13 protein-coding genes are annotated in these 16,680 nt (G+C 71.2%); 2 read left to right on the plus strand and 11 right to left on the minus strand.

What is annotated here, in order from left to right:
• Positions 1-16 precede the first annotated feature (16 nt).
• The 6 genes from ACQPZQ_RS03100 to ACQPZQ_RS03125 all read right to left on the minus strand — a co-directional run bounded on the left by ACQPZQ_RS03100 (position 17) and on the right by ACQPZQ_RS03125 (position 9,038).
• Entirely contained in the window at positions 17-1,345 is a 1,329-nt protein-coding gene (locus tag ACQPZQ_RS03100) for a M20 family metallopeptidase (protein ID WP_433291837.1), read from the minus strand.
• 128 nt (positions 1,346-1,473) lie between these two features.
• Positions 1,474-2,064: a L,D-transpeptidase gene (locus ACQPZQ_RS03105; RefSeq protein WP_433291839.1), complete on the minus strand. Its 591-nt coding sequence runs from the start codon at positions 2,062-2,064 to the stop codon at positions 1,474-1,476.
• A 162-nt stretch (positions 2,065-2,226) separates the two neighbouring features.
• Positions 2,227-6,504 (minus strand): ATP-dependent RNA helicase HrpA, encoded by a 4,278-nt coding sequence (gene hrpA, locus ACQPZQ_RS03110; RefSeq protein ID WP_433291841.1) that lies wholly within the window; start codon positions 6,502-6,504, stop codon positions 2,227-2,229.
• 29 nt (positions 6,505-6,533) lie between these two features.
• Positions 6,534-6,794, minus strand: a complete 261-nt coding sequence (locus ACQPZQ_RS03115) for a hypothetical protein (RefSeq protein WP_241038437.1) — start codon at positions 6,792-6,794, stop codon at positions 6,534-6,536.
• A 731-nt stretch (positions 6,795-7,525) separates the two neighbouring features.
• Positions 7,526-8,347 (minus strand): serine hydrolase domain-containing protein, encoded by an 822-nt coding sequence (locus tag ACQPZQ_RS03120; protein WP_433291843.1) that lies wholly within the window; start codon positions 8,345-8,347, stop codon positions 7,526-7,528.
• Positions 8,340-9,038 (minus strand): SDR family NAD(P)-dependent oxidoreductase, encoded by a 699-nt coding sequence (locus tag ACQPZQ_RS03125; RefSeq protein WP_433291845.1) that lies wholly within the window; start codon positions 9,036-9,038, stop codon positions 8,340-8,342. Before ACQPZQ_RS03125 ends, ACQPZQ_RS03120 begins: the two co-directional genes overlap by 8 nt.
• Before the next feature lie 29 nt (positions 9,039-9,067).
• Here ACQPZQ_RS03125 and ACQPZQ_RS03130 point away from each other — a divergent pair, with 29 nt between their 5' ends.
• Positions 9,068-9,940, plus strand: coding sequence for a DUF72 domain-containing protein (locus ACQPZQ_RS03130; protein ID WP_433291847.1), 873 nt, complete (start codon positions 9,068-9,070; stop codon positions 9,938-9,940).
• Positions 9,941-9,995: 55 nt separating this feature from the next.
• Here the strand turns inward: ACQPZQ_RS03130 and ACQPZQ_RS03135 are convergent, their stop codons facing one another.
• The gene (locus tag ACQPZQ_RS03135; RefSeq protein WP_433291849.1) at positions 9,996-11,171 is read right to left on the minus strand and encodes an MFS transporter; all 1,176 of its coding nucleotides are present in this window, start codon (positions 11,169-11,171) and stop codon (positions 9,996-9,998) included.
• A 109-nt stretch (positions 11,172-11,280) separates the two neighbouring features.
• Between ACQPZQ_RS03135 and ACQPZQ_RS03140 the strand changes: the two genes are divergently transcribed.
• Complete coding sequence (locus tag ACQPZQ_RS03140; RefSeq protein ID WP_433291851.1) at positions 11,281-11,958, plus strand: VC0807 family protein; 678 nt, start codon at positions 11,281-11,283, stop codon at positions 11,956-11,958.
• Positions 11,959-11,971: 13 nt separating this feature from the next.
• Here ACQPZQ_RS03140 and ACQPZQ_RS03145 read toward each other — a convergent pair whose 3' ends face one another.
• The 4 genes from ACQPZQ_RS03145 to ACQPZQ_RS03160 form a co-directional block, all read right to left on the minus strand.
• The gene (locus ACQPZQ_RS03145; protein WP_433291853.1) at positions 11,972-13,579 is read right to left on the minus strand and encodes an acyl--CoA ligase family protein; all 1,608 of its coding nucleotides are present in this window, start codon (positions 13,577-13,579) and stop codon (positions 11,972-11,974) included.
• Between the two features lie 136 nt (positions 13,580-13,715).
• Complete coding sequence (locus ACQPZQ_RS03150) at positions 13,716-13,907, minus strand: ferredoxin (RefSeq protein ID WP_433291855.1); 192 nt, start codon at positions 13,905-13,907, stop codon at positions 13,716-13,718.
• Between the two features lie 80 nt (positions 13,908-13,987).
• A complete protein-coding gene (locus ACQPZQ_RS03155) occupies positions 13,988-14,287 on the minus strand; it encodes a hypothetical protein (RefSeq protein ID WP_433291857.1) in 300 nt (99 codons plus the stop codon).
• A 212-nt stretch (positions 14,288-14,499) separates the two neighbouring features.
• Positions 14,500-16,377: a propionyl-CoA synthetase gene (locus ACQPZQ_RS03160; protein WP_433291859.1), complete on the minus strand. Its 1,878-nt coding sequence runs from the start codon at positions 16,375-16,377 to the stop codon at positions 14,500-14,502.
• Positions 16,378-16,680: the final 303 nt, after the last annotated feature.

Raw genomic sequence — 16,680 nt, forward strand, 5'->3', positions numbered from 1 at the left:
AGGCCGGTCGGTCCGGTCAGTCGAAGTACGCGGGGACGTCGAGCGGGCCCCCTGCCGCCGCGAACTCCGCGTGCACGGCCTCGCGCAGCTCTGCGTCGGCCAGGTAGTCGACCGCGGTGAGAGCGAGTCCGACCGCGCCGTCGTGCACCGCACGGTCGCCGGCCGGCCCGCCGGACGCCGTCTCGAACTCGGAGGTGTGCAGCGCGACGGTCGGCTCCGACACCGCGATCATGGGGTGGATGGCGGGCATGCGGTAGCTGAGGTTGCCCAGGTCGGTGGAGCCGGTGAGGAACTCGGGCACCACGCCGGTGGGGAGCGCGCGGCGCCCCACCGGTTCCTGGTTCACGGCCCAGCGTGCGCTCAACGTGTGGTTGAAGCGGATCGGCAGGTACGGGGGCAGCGGGTCCCAGTGCAGCTCGACGCCGCAGCCGGTCATCGCCGCCGCGCCGCGGGCGACCTCGACGACGCGCGCGGCGAGGTCGCGCAGGGTCTCGGGTGCCGCGGAGCGCAGGTAGAACAGCAACGCGGCTCGTTCCGGCACGATGTTGGGCCGGGCTCCGCCGTCGGTGACGATGCCGTGCACCCGGTCGGTGCTGGGCAGGTGCTGCCGCAATGCGGCGATGCCCTGGTACGCGGCGACGGCCGCGTCGAGTGCGTTGCGGCCCATGAACGGCTGCGCCGATGCGTGCGCGGCGACGCCGTGGAACACCATCTCGACCTGCCGTCGACCCAGGAACGGGTGCATGGCGATGTCGTGGGAGAACGGGTGGAGCATGACCACGGCGTCGACGTCGTCGAAGACGCCGGCTCGCGCCATCGTCTCCTTGCCGCCGCCGCCCTCCTCGGCGGGCGTGCCGATCAGCGAGATCCGTCCGCCCACGCGGTCGTGCACCTGCGCGGCGGCGAGGTACGCACCGACGGCCGTGGCACAGATGATGTTGTGGCCGCAGGCATGGCCGACGCCGGGCAGCGCGTCGTACTCGGCGAGCACCGCGACATGCGGCCCGCCGGTACCGATGCTCGCGACGAGCGACGTCTCCAGCCCGCCGACCCCGACCTGCGCCTCGTGCCCGTGCCGCTCGAGCAGCTGTGCCACCGCGCGCACCGAGCGGTGCTCGGTGAAGCTTTCCTCGGGGTGGGCGTGCAGGTCGCGGCTGAGTGCGACGAGCTCGTCGTCGTTGCGGCGGGCGGCGTCCTGGACGGCGGTCCGCACCTCGTCGGGCGCGCCCTTGTGGGCAGAGCTGATGGGCTCCGCGTCCCGCACGGCCCGCTCCGTGCTCGCGTTGAGCGAACGGAGGTAGCTGAGGTCGGGCGGCAGAGGCCTGGTGCGGTCGTCCTCGGGCATGATCGCGACCCTAGGCGAAACGAGGCGTCTGCGTACCGGGTCGCCTGGCATCTCCGGGGTGGACCTGCATCCCTGCATGGACGGGCTCGGACGAGTCGACGATCCTCATGCGGGTGAGCTGATCCCTGTCAGCGGACCTGGACCTGGTCGCCGACGTGCAGGTAGCTGTACCAGGCCGCCGCATTGGCGGCCGACATGTGCACGCAACCGGCCGACTTCTTGTGCACGTTGCCCTGATGTACGGCGATCCCGCCGGGGGCGAAGAAGACCGAGTACTTCATCGGCGCGTTGTCGAACTCCTTGCTGCGGTGGTGCAGGTCCTTCCACTGCACATCGAAGGTGCCAGTGGGGGTGTTCTCACCCGGGGCGCCCTGGTTGATCTCTACCGGACCGCGCACGGCGTGTCCGTCTTTCACGAGCCAGGCCTCATTGTGGGCGAGATCGATGCACGCCTTCGCGGTCGCGGTGCACGGGGTTCCCGGCACCTGCTGTGAGGTGTCACCGGACGGAGTCGTGGCACGGGGAGCTGTCGGGGAGGCAGCCGGGGTAGCCGCGTTGGCAACGACCGGCCCGGTCAGCGGTCCGAGGAATGTCCCCAGCATCCCGGCGCCGAGTGCTCCCGCGAGCGTTGCCGCCCGCGCCGAACCGGCCCATCGGCGCGTTCTGATCTTGCTGTGTCGACCCACTGAACCACCCATTCTGCTGTGCTGCACGATCATTTGATTTCGGCTATCCACAACGAACGTACGCGACCCGTCCCCGGGGCTGGAATTCGCCGTATGAAAGTGCCGCACTGGAAATTTTTCCGTGCCGATATCCGGCGATATCGGCGTATCGCGAAATTTCCTTCGAGCCGTCGAAGCGCAATCGCCGGCCGAGGGTCAGCGGGGCAGCTCGTCGATCGCCTTCTGGATGCGCTTGATCGACACGGGGTAGCGGGTGCGCATGGGGTGGGCATAGAGGCCCACGCGTAGCTCCTCGATCAGCCAGCGGATCTCCCGCAGCTGTGGCGACGGTTCCACGCCCGGCGGGAGCGCCGCCAGCTCGGCCGCGTACTCGTCGGCCACCACCCGCACCTCCGCGGTCCAGGCAGCGTCACGGGCGGGGTCGGCGCGCAGCTTCTCGATCCGCCGCTCCACCGCCTCCAGGTAACGGGCGACGTCGGCGAGCCGGGACGCACCCGCCGCGGTGGCGAAGCCCGGCCCCACGAGGGCGTCGACCTGCGCGGTGATGTCGGCGACGCCGGCAGCGAGCACCGGTGCCCGCAGATCGGCGAGCTGTGCCTGCACCCGGTGCCAGACGGTGAGCACACCCCGCATGGCCTGCAGCACCTGCAGCGTGGTGGAGGCCAGCCGGTCGGCGAAGAGCTTCCGCAGCCGCACGTAGGAGCGCTCGTCCCACGCAGGGCCGCCGGCCGCGGTGATCAGCGCGTCGGCCGCGGAGGTGACACAGTCGTCGAGCATCGCTGCGACGGAGCCGTGCGGGTTGCGGGAGAGCGCCAGCTTGGCGGCGTTGTCCAGGCCGCGTTGCGCCTGCTTCACGGGCGAGGGCGTGTCGAGCAGGAGTAGTCGGCGCACGCCGCGCCACGTCTGGGGGTCGCGCTCGGCTGCCGTCGGGAAGACCCGGACGTCCACGGTGGAGCCGCGGTCGACCAGGCCGGGGTAGCCGGTGACGACATGGCTTCCCCGCCGCACCGGGAGCTCGCGGGGGAGCGTGCCGATGGACCAGGTCGTGAGCCCGGTGCGTTCCAGTTCGGCACCCGCCGCGGCCAGTTCCTCACGCACCTTCGGTGCGAGCCGGCGGCGCAGCGCGTCGAGATCGGTGCCGGTGGCCACCTCGCGGCCGGCCTCGTCCACCACCCGGAAGGTGACGGTGAGGTGCTCGGGCAGCCGGTTCAGCTCCCAGGCGTCGCGCGGAATGTCCACGCCGCGCATCCGGCCCAACTCGCGCTCCAGGCCGTCGAGCAGCGGTTCGCCGCCTCCGTTGCCGGGAGCCGCGGCCTGCAGGCGCGCCAGCACGGCCTTCGCGTGGTCGGGTGCGGGTGAGTAGAGCCGCCGTAGCTGCTTGGGCAGGGTGCGGATCAGTGCCGTGACCAGCTCCTCGCGCAGGCCGGGTACCTGCCACGTGAACGGCGTGGGGTCGACCTGGTGCAGCGCGGCCACCGGCACGTCGACGGTGACGCCGTCGGTGTGTGCCCCCGGTTCGAAGGCGTACGACAGCGGGAGCGTGAGCCCGCCCGCCTCCAGGTGGTCGGGGTACGCGGCGCGGTCCACGTCGGCGGCCTGCGCCGTGCGGAGCATCTCCTCGGTGAAGTCGAGCAGCTCCGGCTGCCGGCGCGACTCCTTCTTCCACCAGGAGTCGAAGTGCCGCCCGGACACCACGTCGGCCGGGATCCGCTCGGTGTAGAAGCCGACCAGCGTCTCCTCGTCGACGACGAGGTCTCGCCGCCGCGCCCGGTGCTCCAACTCCTCGGCGTGTTCGAGCAGCTCGCGGTTGGCGTGGAAGAACCGGTGGCGGGTGTCCCAGTCGCCCTCGACGAGCGCGTGCCGGATGAACAGCTCGCGCGACAGGTCGGGATCGATGCGTCCGAAGTCGACCCGGCGGTCGACGACGATCGGGACCCCGTAGAGCGTGACCCGCTCGGTGGCGACGGCCGCCGCCCGCTTGCGCGACCAGTGTGGCTCGGAGTACGAGCGCTTCACCACGTGCCCGGCCAGCGGCTCGATCCACTCCGGCTTGATCCGGGCGACCGTGCGTGCGAACAGACGGGAGGTCTCCACCAGCTCGGCGGCCATCACCCAGCGCGGCTGCGCCTTCGACAGCGGCGACCCGGGGAAGATCATGAACTTGGCGCCGCGGGCGCCCAGGTACTCCCGGCCGCCACGCTCCTTACCGCCGCGCTCCTTGCCGGTGGGCTCCTCGCGTAGTCCGATCTGGGAGAGCAGCCCGGAGAGCACCGCGATGTGGATGCGGTCCTGGTCGGGCTCGGTGTCGTTCAGCGTCATGCCGGCGTTGCGCGCGGCCGAGCGGAGCTGCGAGTGCAGGTCCTGCCACTCGCGGATGCGTAGGTAATGCAGGAACTCCTCGCGCAGCAGCCGCCGGAAGCGGTTGCCGGACAGCGCCTCGCGCTGCTCGGCGAGGTAGCGCCACAGGTTGACGAAGGCGAGGAAGTCCGAACCACCGGCATCGAGCGTCGAGCCGTCTGCGGTCCACTCGCCTGCGAAGCGCGCGTGCTTCTGGTCGGCGGCCTGGCGCTGCTCGGTGGGACGCTCGCGGGGGTCCTGTACGGAGAGCGCCGCGGCGATGACGAGCACCTCGCGCAGGCAGCCGGTGCGGTCGGCCTCCACCAGCATGCGGCCCAGCCGAGGGTCGACGGGCAACGCCGCCAGCGCGCGGCCGACGGGGGTGAGGCGCCGGTCGGCCTCGAGCGCGCCCAGCTCCTGCAGCAGGGCGAGACCGTCGCCGACGGCCCGGGCGTCCGGACGCTCGACGAACGGGAACTCGGTGAGCTCGCCCAGCTCGAGCGAGATCATCTGCAGGATGACCGAGGCGAGGTTGGTGCGCAGGATCTCCGGGTCGGTGAACTCGGGACGGGCGTCGAAGTCGTCCTCGCTGTAGAGCCGGATGCAGATCCCGTCGGCGACACGACCCGAGCGGCCCGCCCGTTGGTTGGCGCTGGCCTGGGAGATCTTCTCGATCGGCAGCCGCTGCACCTTGAGCCGGCGCGAGTACCGCGAGATGCGCGCGGTGCCCGGGTCGACGACATAGTGGATACCCGGCACCGTCAGCGAGGTCTCGGCGACGTTGGTGGCGAGCACGACACGGCGGCCGGGGTGCGGGGCGAACACCCGCTGCTGCTCGGCAGTCGACAGCCGCGCGTAGAGCGGGAGGATCTCGGTGTTCCGGAAGTTGCGCTTGCCCAGTGCCTCGGCCGTCTCGCGGATCTCGCGCTCGCCGGGCAGGAACACGAGCACGTCGCCTCCGCCATCGGCACCGCCCTCGCGCTGCAGCTCGGCCACGGCGTCGCCGATGGCGTCGAGCTGGTCGCGATCGGGATCGGCGTCAGGATCGTCGGGGTCGACGATCGGCCGATACCGGAGCTCGACCGGGTAGCTGCGCCCGGAGACCTCGACGATCGGCACCGTGGTGCCCAGTGCCTGGGAGAAGTGTTCGGCGAACCGTTCCGGGTCGATCGTCGCCGAGGTGATGACGACCTTGAGGTCGGGACGGCGCGGCAGCAGCTGGGTCAGGTAGCCCAGGATGAAGTCGATGTTGAGGCTGCGCTCGTGGGCCTCGTCGATGATCAGCGTGTCGTACTGGCGCAGCATCCGGTCGCCGGTGAGCTCCGCGAGCAGGATGCCGTCGGTCATCAGCTTGACGAGCGTGTTCTCCCCGACGTGGTCGGTGAAGCGCACCTTCCATCCGACGAGGTCGCCCAGGCGGCTGCCGAGCTCCTCCGCTATGCGTGCGCCGACCGTGCGGGCGGCGAGCCTGCGGGGCTGGGTGTGCCCGATCAGCCCCCGGATGCCTCGGCCGAGCTCGAGACAGATCTTCGGGATCTGCGTGGTCTTCCCGGAGCCGGTCTCGCCGGCGACGATGACGACCTGGTGGTCGCGGATCGCGGCGGCGATGTCGTCGCGCCGGGCACTGACGGGCAGTGCCTCGGGATAACGGATCGTGGGCACGGCGGCCCTGCGCGCGGCCGTGCGCCGCTCACCGGCGTCGACCGCGGAGGTGATGTCGGCCACCGCCTTCGCGCGCGCCCTCACATCCCGGGTGCGTCGCGCGGTGGCGATGCGGCGGCCGAGCCGGTGCTCGTCCAGGAGAGAGAGCGAGGGGAGACGTTCGGCGAGCGCGTCGATCTCGGCGTCGGAGACGGGTACGGCGGGCTCGGCCGGAACGGACGTCGGCGAGCCGGAGGTGTCGAGGACGTCGGCCTCGCGCGACCGGGGCCGGCGCCGACGTGGTCGCCGGGCTCGACGGTCGGCGGCGCGAGCGTTCCCGTCCCGTGCCTCGACGAAATCGCGAGACGGGAGGTCGGAGGCGCCCCGCCCGGTGTTCCCGGCATCGGCGGCACCGTCGCGGGACGTGACGGCGCCGGCGGACGGGTCGACCGGCTCGGGACGCGAGTCAGTGGCTCGGGCCGCTGGAGAGGACATCGTGAAAGGAGTCTGCCTGGCGTCGGCGCTCAGACCGAGCGCAGGGTGGGGCTGATCTCGTCGGCGACCGGTTGGTCGGCGGCGGGATGCTCGACGAGAGCGAGTACGCGGCTGGCCAGGAAGCGTGCGGTGCGCACGGTGCTGCCGCCGCGGGTGGTCTCGCTGACCTCGACGACTCCGCGGCCGTGCGTGACGTTGACGCGCCGCCCCGCGCGGGTGGCCGTGACCTCGTACGTACGGGTGGTACCGCTGCCTGCGTCGATCACGATCTCGACCCGGTCACCCTTCATTGCTCTCGCCGTCCTCTGTTGATCGGTCCTCTGCTGGGAGTGCGACAGGGATGTCCGGGCCGGGCGCCGGTCGCCTCTCGGCGCGTGGCGCACCCGTAGGTGGCAGAAGGTGAGACCCGGGGACACGGATCGCCCGGCACGGACAATTGTTCCAACCGCCTCGACCTGCGGATTGTTCCCGATCGAGGAGATGCGGGGGCGGCGTCGTGGGGGACCGGCGCCGCCCCCGGGCAGCCGCACCCGGCGGCGGGGGGACCGCCGGGCGCGGCAAGTGGGGGTGGACGGGATAGGAGTCCGAAGCGAGCGCTGGTCGCCTCGCGGCGAGTGGCACGCCACGGTTCCTGCCGGACGGTATTCCGCGGCGGCTCTTGTCAGGTGAGACCCGGGGACACAGGTCGCTCGACTCGGACAAATCAACCAACGGCTTGGACCGGACGTTTGTTCCCGGTCGGCCGTATCAGGGGCGGCGCCGTCGAGGGCCGGCGCCGCCTGCGCAGCCGCGCCCGGCGGCGGGAATCGCCGGGCGCAGCAGGCCAAGGGTGTCCGAACCGAGCGCTGGTCGCCTCGCGGCGAGTGGCACACCGCGGCTCCTGCCGGACGGTATTCCGCGGCGGCTCTTGTTAGGTGAGACCCGGGGACACAGGTCGCTCGGTTCGGACAGCCGGTACAACGGGCCACCCCTCCGGATCATTCCCGCGCGCGGAGCCAGTCGGTGAACGACATCGCGGAGGTCAGAGCGCGGCCAGAACCTTGTCGGTGAACGGCGGCCATGCCTCGATGGCCCACGGCCCGAAGTCACGGTCGGTGAGCGCCACGCAGGCGGCGCCGGCGTCCGGATCGACCCAGAGGAAAGTCCCGGTCACCCCGAAGTGCCCGAACGTCCGCGGTGAGCTGCTGGCGCCGGTCCAGTGCGGCGACTTCCCGTCGCGGATCTCCCACCCCAGGCCCCAGTCGTTGGGCCGCTGCCTGCCGAAACCGGGCAGGATGCCGTCGATGCCGGGGAACGCGACCCTGGTGGCCTCGGCCAGCGTGTCGGGATGGACGAGCGTCGGATCCTGGAGCTCGGCGACGTACCGCGTGAGGTCGGCGCAGGAGCTGACGGCGTCGGCTGCCGGGGAGCCGTCGAGCCTGCTCGCGGTCATTCCGAGCGGCTCGAACACGGCTTCGTGCAGGTACTCGGCGAACGGTATGCCTGTCGCCGCGGCGATCGTCTCGCCCAGCACGTCGAACCCGGCGTTGGAGTAGATGCGGCGCGTGCCCGGGGGCGCCTGCACGACGCGCTCGGCGGGCGCGAGGCCGGAGGCGTGGGCAGCGAGATGACGCAGAGTGGAGCCGTCGGGGCCCGCCGGCATGTCCCATTCGACCGCGCCCTCCTCCACCGCGATGAGCACGGCGTAGGCAGCGAGTGGTTTGGTCACCGAGGCGAGCCGGAACTCCCGGTCCTGATCACCGGCCGTGGCGAGCACCGTGCCGTCGGCCGCGACAACGGCGGCTGCGGCGTGGTCGACCGGCCAGTCGAGCACGTCCCCGACCGCGCTGTGCAGATCAGGCATCGCCGTACACCGGAATCGCTGCGCCGCTGATGGGGGCCGCGTCGGGCCCGCACAGGAAAGCGATGATCTTCGCGATCGCGGCGGGCGGAACCGCCCGTGCCGCGAGATCGGCCGACATCCAGGTGCGGTTGGCGGGTGTGTCGATCACCGAGGGGAGCACGGCGTTGACGCGGATCCGGTCGTGGCGCAGCTCGTCGGCCAGCAGCTGGGTGAGCCGCACGACGGCGGCCTTGCTCGTCGCGTGTGCCACCGGCGCGGGACCGTGCACTGCGGTCTTGGAGCCGACGGTCACGATCGCGCCACCACCGCGCGCGGCGAGGCGCGGCGCGATCGCCTGCGCCGACCACAGCGCCGAGCCGAAGTTGGAGCGCCAGAGCGAGTCCAGCCCCTCCTCGTCCACGTCGGTCAGCTTGCCGGGGACGAACGCACCGGCGAGCGTCACGAGCGCGGACGGCACCACGGGTAGCGCGTCGGCCGTGGCGAAAGCGGCGTGCACCGCGTCGCGGCCCGCGAGGTCGGCGGGCACGGCGTACACCCCGTCTCGCTCGGCGAGCTCGTCCAGGCGGGCCCCGGCGCGATCGAGGGCGATCACAGGTCTGCCGCCGGCCAGGAACTCGGCCACGACCGCATGCCCGAGGGCTCCGGCCGCGCCGGTCACCACTACTGCTGCCTCGTCGTCCACACGGGCCATCCTGCCTCCCGGGTGGGAGGCTCACACACGTGGCTGGTACCCGGGTGGGGACGTCGGGCTGGCGCTACCCGCCGTGGCGCGGCACGTTCTACCCGCGTGGCCTCGCGCAGCGCCGGGAGCTGGAGCATCTGTCGCGGCGGGTGAACAGCATCGAGATCAACGGGTCCTTCTACTCGTTGCAGCGTCCGGAGAGCTACCGTGCCTGGGCCGCCGAGACCCCCGACGACTTCCTGTTCGCCGTCAAGGGCGGCCGTTTCATCACGCATCTCAAGCAGTTGCGGGACGTCGAGACACCGCTGGCGAACTTCTTCGCCTCGGGTGTGCTCGCTCTCGGACCGAAGCTCGGGCCGCTGCTGTGGCAACTCCCACCACGTCTGCGCTTCGACCCAGGCAGGGTCGAGGCGTTCCTCACGATGCTGCCGCGCACCACCGGTGCCGCCGCGGAGCTGGCCGCGCACCACGACGAGCGGCTCGACGGGCGGGCGCACACGGAGACCGACGCCGACCGCCCTCTGCGCCACGCCCTCGAGGTGCGCCATCCCAGCTTCTGCACGCCGGCGTTCGTCGAGCTCCTCCGCGGGCAGGACGTCGCGCTCGTGGTGGCGGACACGGCGGGAACGTGGCCGTTCCTCGAGGACGTGACGTCGGACTTCGTGTACGTCCGGCTGCACGGCGACTCCGAGCTCTACACCAGCGGATACACGCCGGACGCCCTCGACGCCTGGGCGGCGAAGGTCCGGACGTGGCAGGCCGGTGAGGCGCCGACGGGCGAGCACACCCTGGCCCCGGCGGCGCCCAGGCGGCCGGAGGGCCGGGACGTGTTCGTCTACTTCGACAACGACGTCAAGGTCCACGCGCCCTATGACGCGATCGCCCTCGCCGAGCGGCTGTCGTCCGATTGATCAGGTCACGTCCGGGGCCTTGCCGGAGGCCCGGCGTTCGCGGAGCTGACCAGCTCTACCCGGCGCGTGCGGCGGCCGCCTCGCGGGCGGAGCGGTGCGCCACGAGCATCCGCCTGCCCAGCACCATCAACGCCGCGGCCACCACCATCGTGACGGCGCCGGTGATCCACGCCGTGGGGAACGACGCATGGGTGGCGATGAACCCGAACCCGACCGGTCCGATGAACCCGCCTGCGTACACCCCCGCCTGCACGATGGAGGTCGCCGCCGCGGGCGCCGACGGGTTGAGCCGCACCACCGCGAACTGCAGGAGGCCCGGCCAGGCCCAGCCGAGGCCGAAGCCCAGAATGGTGCCGATCACCAGCGCCGGCGTGCCGGGCACCGCGAGCAGGGCGAGACCGCCCGCGCCCAGCAGCAGGCTCCCGGCCACCACCGCGATGTGACCACCCGACCTCCGGTCGGCCAGCCAGCCGTGCGTCAGCCGCAGCGTGAGCCCGACGACGCTGCCCATCGTCAAGGTCAGGCCCGCGATGCCGGGGCTGATGCCGCGTTCCACGGCCGACGCCACGAGGAAGATGCCGAGCGCGTTGGCCGAGGCCGCGGCCAACGCACCGGCGAACCCGATCACGCTGAGCGCGGCCGTGGCTCGCTCCCCGGGCGCGGGGACGGTGCGCTCCCGTCCCGCCGTGTCCTGCGGCGCGACCAGGAGCGCGGCCAGTGCGAGCGCGGCGCCGATCACATAGGCCCACCGCCAACCGACCGTCAGGGCCACGGCCGGCACCGCGACTCCGGACAGGAGGGTCGCCAGCGGGATCGCGGACTGCTTGATCCCGAAGGAGAGGCCGAGGCGGGTGGCGGGGACGTACCGGGCGAGCGTCAGGTTGGACGAGAGCTGGCCGAGCACGTTGCACCACGCGCTGCAGAGCAGAACGGCGATCAGGCTCGCGTAGGAGTAGGCGAACGCGGCGACCGCAGTCATGGTGACGGCCACGCCGATCACTGCCGCCCGGCTGGTCGGCCCGGAGCCGAAACGCTCGACGAGCCAGCCGCAGGGGAGTGAGGCCAGCGCGCTGATCCCGAAATAGAGTGCCACGACGAGCCCGAGACCGGCGGGATCGAACCCGAGCTCTGCGGAGATCTGCACGGCCAGTGCGCCGGTGAGGAACACCGGTAGCACGGCGACGGTGGTGGTCGTCACGGCCCCGACAGCAGCCCGCGTCGCCTTCGTCACTTGAGCAATGCTAACGGTCAGATGTCCCCGTTCAGGGTGATCCGCATTGCAGACGTATCTGACATGTCAGTATTGACATGTCAGATCTGGCGGGTGCACTCTTCTTCCCGTGCCGAACATCGCGTCAAACACCTCCCCGACCGAGCCCCTGCCCGCGGTCGAGCGCACCGACCACTCCCGCCGCGGCGCCTTCCTCTCGATGGCTCGGGGTCTGGCCTGGGACGTCGGGCTGCCTGTTGCCGCCTACTACGCGCTGCATCTCGCCGGCGCGACCGATTGGGTCGCTCTGCTCGCCGCCACCGCGGTGGCGGCGGCGCGAACGCTCTGGGGAGTGGTCCGGCACAGAACGCTGAACCAGTTCGCCACGGTGATGCTGCTGGTCTACGGCATCGGACTGCTGCTGGCGTTCGTCAGTGGGGACCCCAGGATGCTGCTGCTCAAGAGCTCTCTGGTCACCGCGGCCGTGGGCGCGGTCTTCCTCGTCACCGCCGTTCGCGGCATGCGGCCGCTGACGCTCGCGGCGGCGCAGAGCTTCATGCCGGCCAGGTCCGAGGCGCTGGCCGAGATGCACGACGGTGATCTGGAGGTGCGCCGCGCCTTCCGCCTGACGTCGGTCGTGTGGGGCGTCGGTCTGCTGGCCGAGGCGGTGCTGCGGATACCGCTCGTGCTCCTGCTGCCGGTCGAGATCGGCGTCGGGGCCTCTGAGGCGCTGTTCGTCGCCACCTTCGTCGGCCTGATGGTCTGGAACGGCTGGTACATCGGCCGGATCCTTCCCGGCCGCGCCTGAAACAGAGCGGAGGTCAGCCGCGGATGCGGCCGGCCTCCGCCGCCCACTCCTTCTCGCGCAGCTCGAACTTCTGCACCTTGCCCGTGGAGGTCTTGGGCAGCTCGGCCACCAGCTCCACGGCCTTGGGAGCCTTGTACCGGGCGATGAGTCCCTTCACGTGCTCGATCAGCTCGCGCTCCGTGGCCTCCTGCCCCTCGGCGAGCACCACGAACGCCTTGGGCCGCTCGCCCCACTCCTCGTCGGGCACCCCGATCACCGCGGCCTCGACCACCGCCGGGTGGGAGACGATGGCCTGCTCCACCTCGATCGTCGAGATGTTCTCCCCGCCCGAGACCACCACGTCCTTGGCGCGGTCGCGCAGCTCCACATAGCCGTCGGGATGCAGCACACCGAGGTCACCCGAGTGGAACCATCCGCCCGCGAACGCCTTGTCGGTGGCCGCCGGATCGTCGAAGTACCCGAGCATCACGTTGTTGCCGCGCATGATGACCTCGCCCATCGTCGCGCCGTCGGCGGGGACGTCGTTCATCTCGGGGTCGACCACGCGCAGGGCATCGGCGCAGACCATCCCGACGCCCTGCCGGGCCTGCTGCCGGGCCCTTTCCCCGGGTTCGAGGTCGTCCCAGGCACGCTGGTACTGGTTCACCGAGTACGGGCCGTAGGTCTCGGTCAGCCCGTAGACGTGCACGACCCGGAAGCCGAGCTGCTCCATCTGCATGATCGTGGTGGGGCTCGGCGGGGCGCCCGCCGTGGTGACCGTGAGGACGTAGTCGAGCCGGCGGGCCTCGGGAGCCCGCATGATCATGGTGACCACCGTGGGTGCCCCGTTGAGGTGCGTGACGCGGTGCTCGTCGATGAGTCGCCAGATCACGTCGCCGCGCACCTCGCGCAGGCACACGTGCGTGCCCCCGATGTTCGTGACGGCCCAGGGCGTGCACCAGCCGTTGCAGTGGAACATCGGCAGCGTCCAGAGGTACACGCTGTCGAACGTGTGGCCGGAGTGCACGACCTCGCCGAACGAGTTCAGGTACGCGCCGCGGTGGGAGTACTGCACGCCCTTGGGCTTGCCGGTCGTGCCCGACGTGTAGTTGATCGATATGCAGCCGGTCTCGTCCTCGACGGCCCACGGCAGCGGCTCGTCCCCACCGCGGGCGAGCAGGTCGTCGTAGGTGACGCCACTGCCGGAGCCGTCGCCGGGGTTCGCAGGGTCGATCACCGTGATGATCTCGTCGACGGTCTTCAATCCGGCCGCGACCGGAGCCACCACCGGATGCAGGGCTGCGTCGACCACCAGCATCTTCGCGCCGGAGTGGTCGAGGATGTAGCGCACTTCCTGCGTGGACAGCCGGGTGTTGATCGCGACGAGGATCGCGCCGGCGAGCGGCACCGCGAAGTGCGCCACGAGCATCTCGGGGATGTTCGGCAGCATGTAGGCGACGCGGTCGCCGGGCTGGATCCCGGACCCACGCAGGGCGTGTGCCACCCGCGTGGCCTCGGCGGCGAACTCGCGATAGCTCAGCCGGCGATCGCCGTAGATGATCGCCGTCTTGTCCGGGAACACCTCTGCGGAGCGGCGCAGGAAGGCCAGAGGGGTCAGCGGGGTGTCCCAGACAGCAGTCATCGAAGGCTCCTCGGGGCGGCGACAGCCGACATCATGCGTGAATCCACCGTCGACATGCCGATCGGACATCACCGACGACCTGATCGCAAGTGGGCACATCACCTGTGCCGCGGGCCGGTCGCCCCCGGCCCGAGCCCTACTCCACCAGCTTGATCGCTGCCCGTGGGCAGGCGGCGACGGCCTCTTCGAGCCTCGGGCGCATCGACTCGGGCGGGTTCTCGTCGAGGATGTAGAGGAAGTCGTCCTCCCTCACCTCGAACACCTCCGGGACGATGCCCATGCAGACGGCGTTGGACTCACACAGATCGAAGTCGACCACGACCTTCATGGACACATCGTGCACCGGTCGCGGGCATACCGATACTCAGGTGACCCTCACTACCGCGGCCGTTCCGGCCTGATGCCGGGTCACCGCCGCGAGGGAGCAATCTGCGGAGTGGTCTCCGGGACCGAGGCCTCCGGGTCCGACACAGGCGATTCGGACTGCCTGTTCGGCAAAGACTCGCACGCCATGCCGTCGGCGCCGTCGTCGAGCCGGTGCGGTTCGGAAGGGCGGGAGACGAGGGCGGCCTGGGCGTCCTCCTGGTAGCTGAAGTCGGCGCAGTCGAGGTTGTCGTACGCCAGCGCGGTGCCGGCCATACCGGCGACGAGGCTGCCGCTGATCGCCGCGGCGGAAACTGCGGCGCAGGTACGTCGGGAGAGAGTCATGAGAGTTGGGGGTCCTCTCGGTGGATCGGAGGCCGTCGTGGGGGGCGTCGGCCTTTCCGAGTCATCTCCTCTCGCGCACTGCCCGTTACGGGCCCGCCGACTGGTTGCTCCATTCGGCGGGCGTGCAGCGCCACGTATGGAGCAGCGGGCCGCTCGATGCGTGCAGCGCCACGTATGGAGCAGTGGGCCGCTCGATGTGGACGGGGTTGCGGCTACCCGCGGCGGAGCACCGGGCGCAGCGCGTCGAGCACCGCGGGGTCGTCGATGGTGGAGGGCACCGGCTCGTCGTTGCCGTCGGCGATACCCCGCATCGTCTTGCGCAGGATCTTGCCCGAGCGGGTCTTGGGCAGTGCCGCGACCACGGCGACGTCCTTGAGGCTCGCGACCGCGCCGACCTGGTCGCGCACGAGCTGCACGAGCTCGGCCCGTAGCTCGTCCTCGTCCCGCTCGACGCCGGCCTTGAGCACCACGAACCCGCGTGGGACCTGGCCCTTCATCGAGTCGGCCACGCCGATCACGGCGCACTCCGCCACGTCCGGATGGGAAGCGAGCACCTCCTCCATCCCGCCGGTGGACAGCCGGTGCCCGGCCACGTTGATCACGTCGTCGGTGCGGCCCATGACGAAGACGTAGCCGTCCTCGTCGATGCGCCCCCCATCGCCCGTGAGGTAGTAGCCGTCGAATGCGGACATGTAGGAGGAGACGAACCGCTCGTCGTCGTTCCAGAGGGTCGGCAGCGAACCAGGGGGCATCGGCAGCTTGACCACGATCGGGCCGTCGGTGCCCGCCTCGACCGGCTTCCCGGCCTCGTCGAGCACCTGGACGTCCCACCCGGGCAGCGGCTTCGTCGGCGATCCGGGCTTGATCTCCAGCAGTTCGATGCCTGCCGGGTTGGCGACGATGGGCCAGCCGGTCTCGGTCTGCCACCAGTGGTCGATCACCGGCACCTTGAGCAGGTCGGACGCCCAGCGCTGGGTCTCGGGGTCGAGCCGCTCACCGGCGAGGAAGAGGTAGCGAAGCGTCGAGAGGTCGTACTTGGCGAGGTGTTCGCCCTTCGGGTCCTCCTTCTTGATCGCGCGGAACGCCGTCGGTGCCGTGAACACGCTCTTGACGCCGTGGTCCGCGACGACGCGCCAGAACTGCCCGGCGTCCGGTGTCCCCACCGGTTTGCCCTCGTAGAGCACCGTGGTGGCCCCCGCCAGGAGCGGCGCGTAGACGATGTAGGAGTGCCCGACCACCCAGCCGACGTCGGACGCCGTGAAGATCGTCTCTCCGGTGTCGACGTCGTAGACGTTCGGCATCGTCCAGCGCAGTGCCACCGCGTGGCCTCCGCTGTCGCGCACCACGCCCTTGGGCTTCCCGGTCGTGCCTGACGTGTAGAGGATGTAGAGCGGGTCGGTCGCCGCCACCGGCACGCAGTCGGCCGGGGTGGCCGATTCCATCGCCTCGGCCCAGTCCACGTCGTTCTCGCCCATCGCCGCCTCGGCCTGCGGGCGCTGCAGGATCACGCAGCGGGAGGGCTTGTTGTCCGCCAACTCGATCGCCCTGTCCAGCAGCGGCTTGTACTCGATCACGCGCTTGCCCTCGATGCCGCACGACGCCGAGACGATCACCGACGGGGCGGCGTCGTCGATGCGCACGGCGAGCTCCCTGGGCGCGAACCCGCCGAACACCACGGAGTGCACCGCGCCGATCCGGGCGCACGCGAGCATGGCCACGGCGGCCTCGGGCACCATCGGCATGTAGATCACCACGCGGTCCCCGCGCCCGACGCCGAGGCCCGCGAGCACCCCGGCGAAGCGTGCGACCTCGTCACGCAGGTGCTCGTAGGTGTAGGTGCGCGTCGTGCCGGTGACGGGGGAGTCGTAGATCAGCGCAGGCTGCGCGCCGCGCCCGGCCTCCACGTGCCGGTCGAGCGCGTTGTGGCACACATTGAGCTCCCCGTCGGGGAACCACCGGTAGAACGGCGGCCGCGAGTCGTCGAGCGCTCGCGTCGGCGGTTTGTGCCAGTCGATCGCCTGCGCCGCCCGGAGCCAGAACGCCTCCGGGTCGTCGGTGCTGGCGCGGAAGATGTCCTCGTACTCGCCCACGACTGGCCTCCTTGCCCTGTGGCCCCTGGTCGGTCACGGGCCCGAATCCCGGCGGCCCGGGCCCGGGGGCCGGTCGTGACAGTAAGCGCTGACGGGTGACGTCGGCAGGCCCACTGCGCCACGTGCCCTATCTCCACCTGTTCGGGTGGAGAGGCGCGCGGCTTTCCACGGTCGTGTCCGGCGACGGCGGGCGGCGATCCACGCTACGTGCAGTCACCACCCGATCGGCCGACTCCCGGAAGGGGCACGCGCTCGTTCCACTCCGTGTGACGGGTCGCTTACTACCCGTTCGTGCGGCGCGTC

The sequence above is a fragment of the Pseudonocardia sp. CA-142604 genome, from assembly GCF_050948475.1.
Taxonomy (GTDB): Bacteria; Actinomycetota; Actinomycetes; order Mycobacteriales; family Pseudonocardiaceae; genus Pseudonocardia; species Pseudonocardia alaniniphila.

Excerpts from the sequence above, each read along its gene's own strand:
- ACQPZQ_RS03100 (WP_433291837.1), bottom strand. The coding sequence starts at position 1,345 with ATGCCCGAGGACGACCGCACCAGGCCTCTGCCGCCCGACCTCAGCTAC.
- ACQPZQ_RS03105 (WP_433291839.1), bottom strand. The coding sequence starts at position 2,064 with ATGATCGTGCAGCACAGCAGAATGGGTGGTTCAGTGGGTCGACACAGC.
- hrpA (WP_433291841.1), bottom strand. The coding sequence starts at position 6,504 with ATGTCCTCTCCAGCGGCCCGAGCCACTGACTCGCGTCCCGAGCCGGTC.
- ACQPZQ_RS03115 (WP_241038437.1), bottom strand. The coding sequence starts at position 6,794 with ATGAAGGGTGACCGGGTCGAGATCGTGATCGACGCAGGCAGCGGTACC.
- ACQPZQ_RS03120 (WP_433291843.1), bottom strand. The coding sequence starts at position 8,347 with ATGCCTGATCTGCACAGCGCGGTCGGGGACGTGCTCGACTGGCCGGTC.
- ACQPZQ_RS03125 (WP_433291845.1), bottom strand. The coding sequence starts at position 9,038 with ATGGCCCGTGTGGACGACGAGGCAGCAGTAGTGGTGACCGGCGCGGCC.
- ACQPZQ_RS03145 (WP_433291853.1), bottom strand. The coding sequence starts at position 13,579 with ATGACTGCTGTCTGGGACACCCCGCTGACCCCTCTGGCCTTCCTGCGC.
- ACQPZQ_RS03150 (WP_433291855.1), bottom strand. The coding sequence starts at position 13,907 with ATGAAGGTCGTGGTCGACTTCGATCTGTGTGAGTCCAACGCCGTCTGC.
- ACQPZQ_RS03155 (WP_433291857.1), bottom strand. The coding sequence starts at position 14,287 with ATGACTCTCTCCCGACGTACCTGCGCCGCAGTTTCCGCCGCGGCGATC.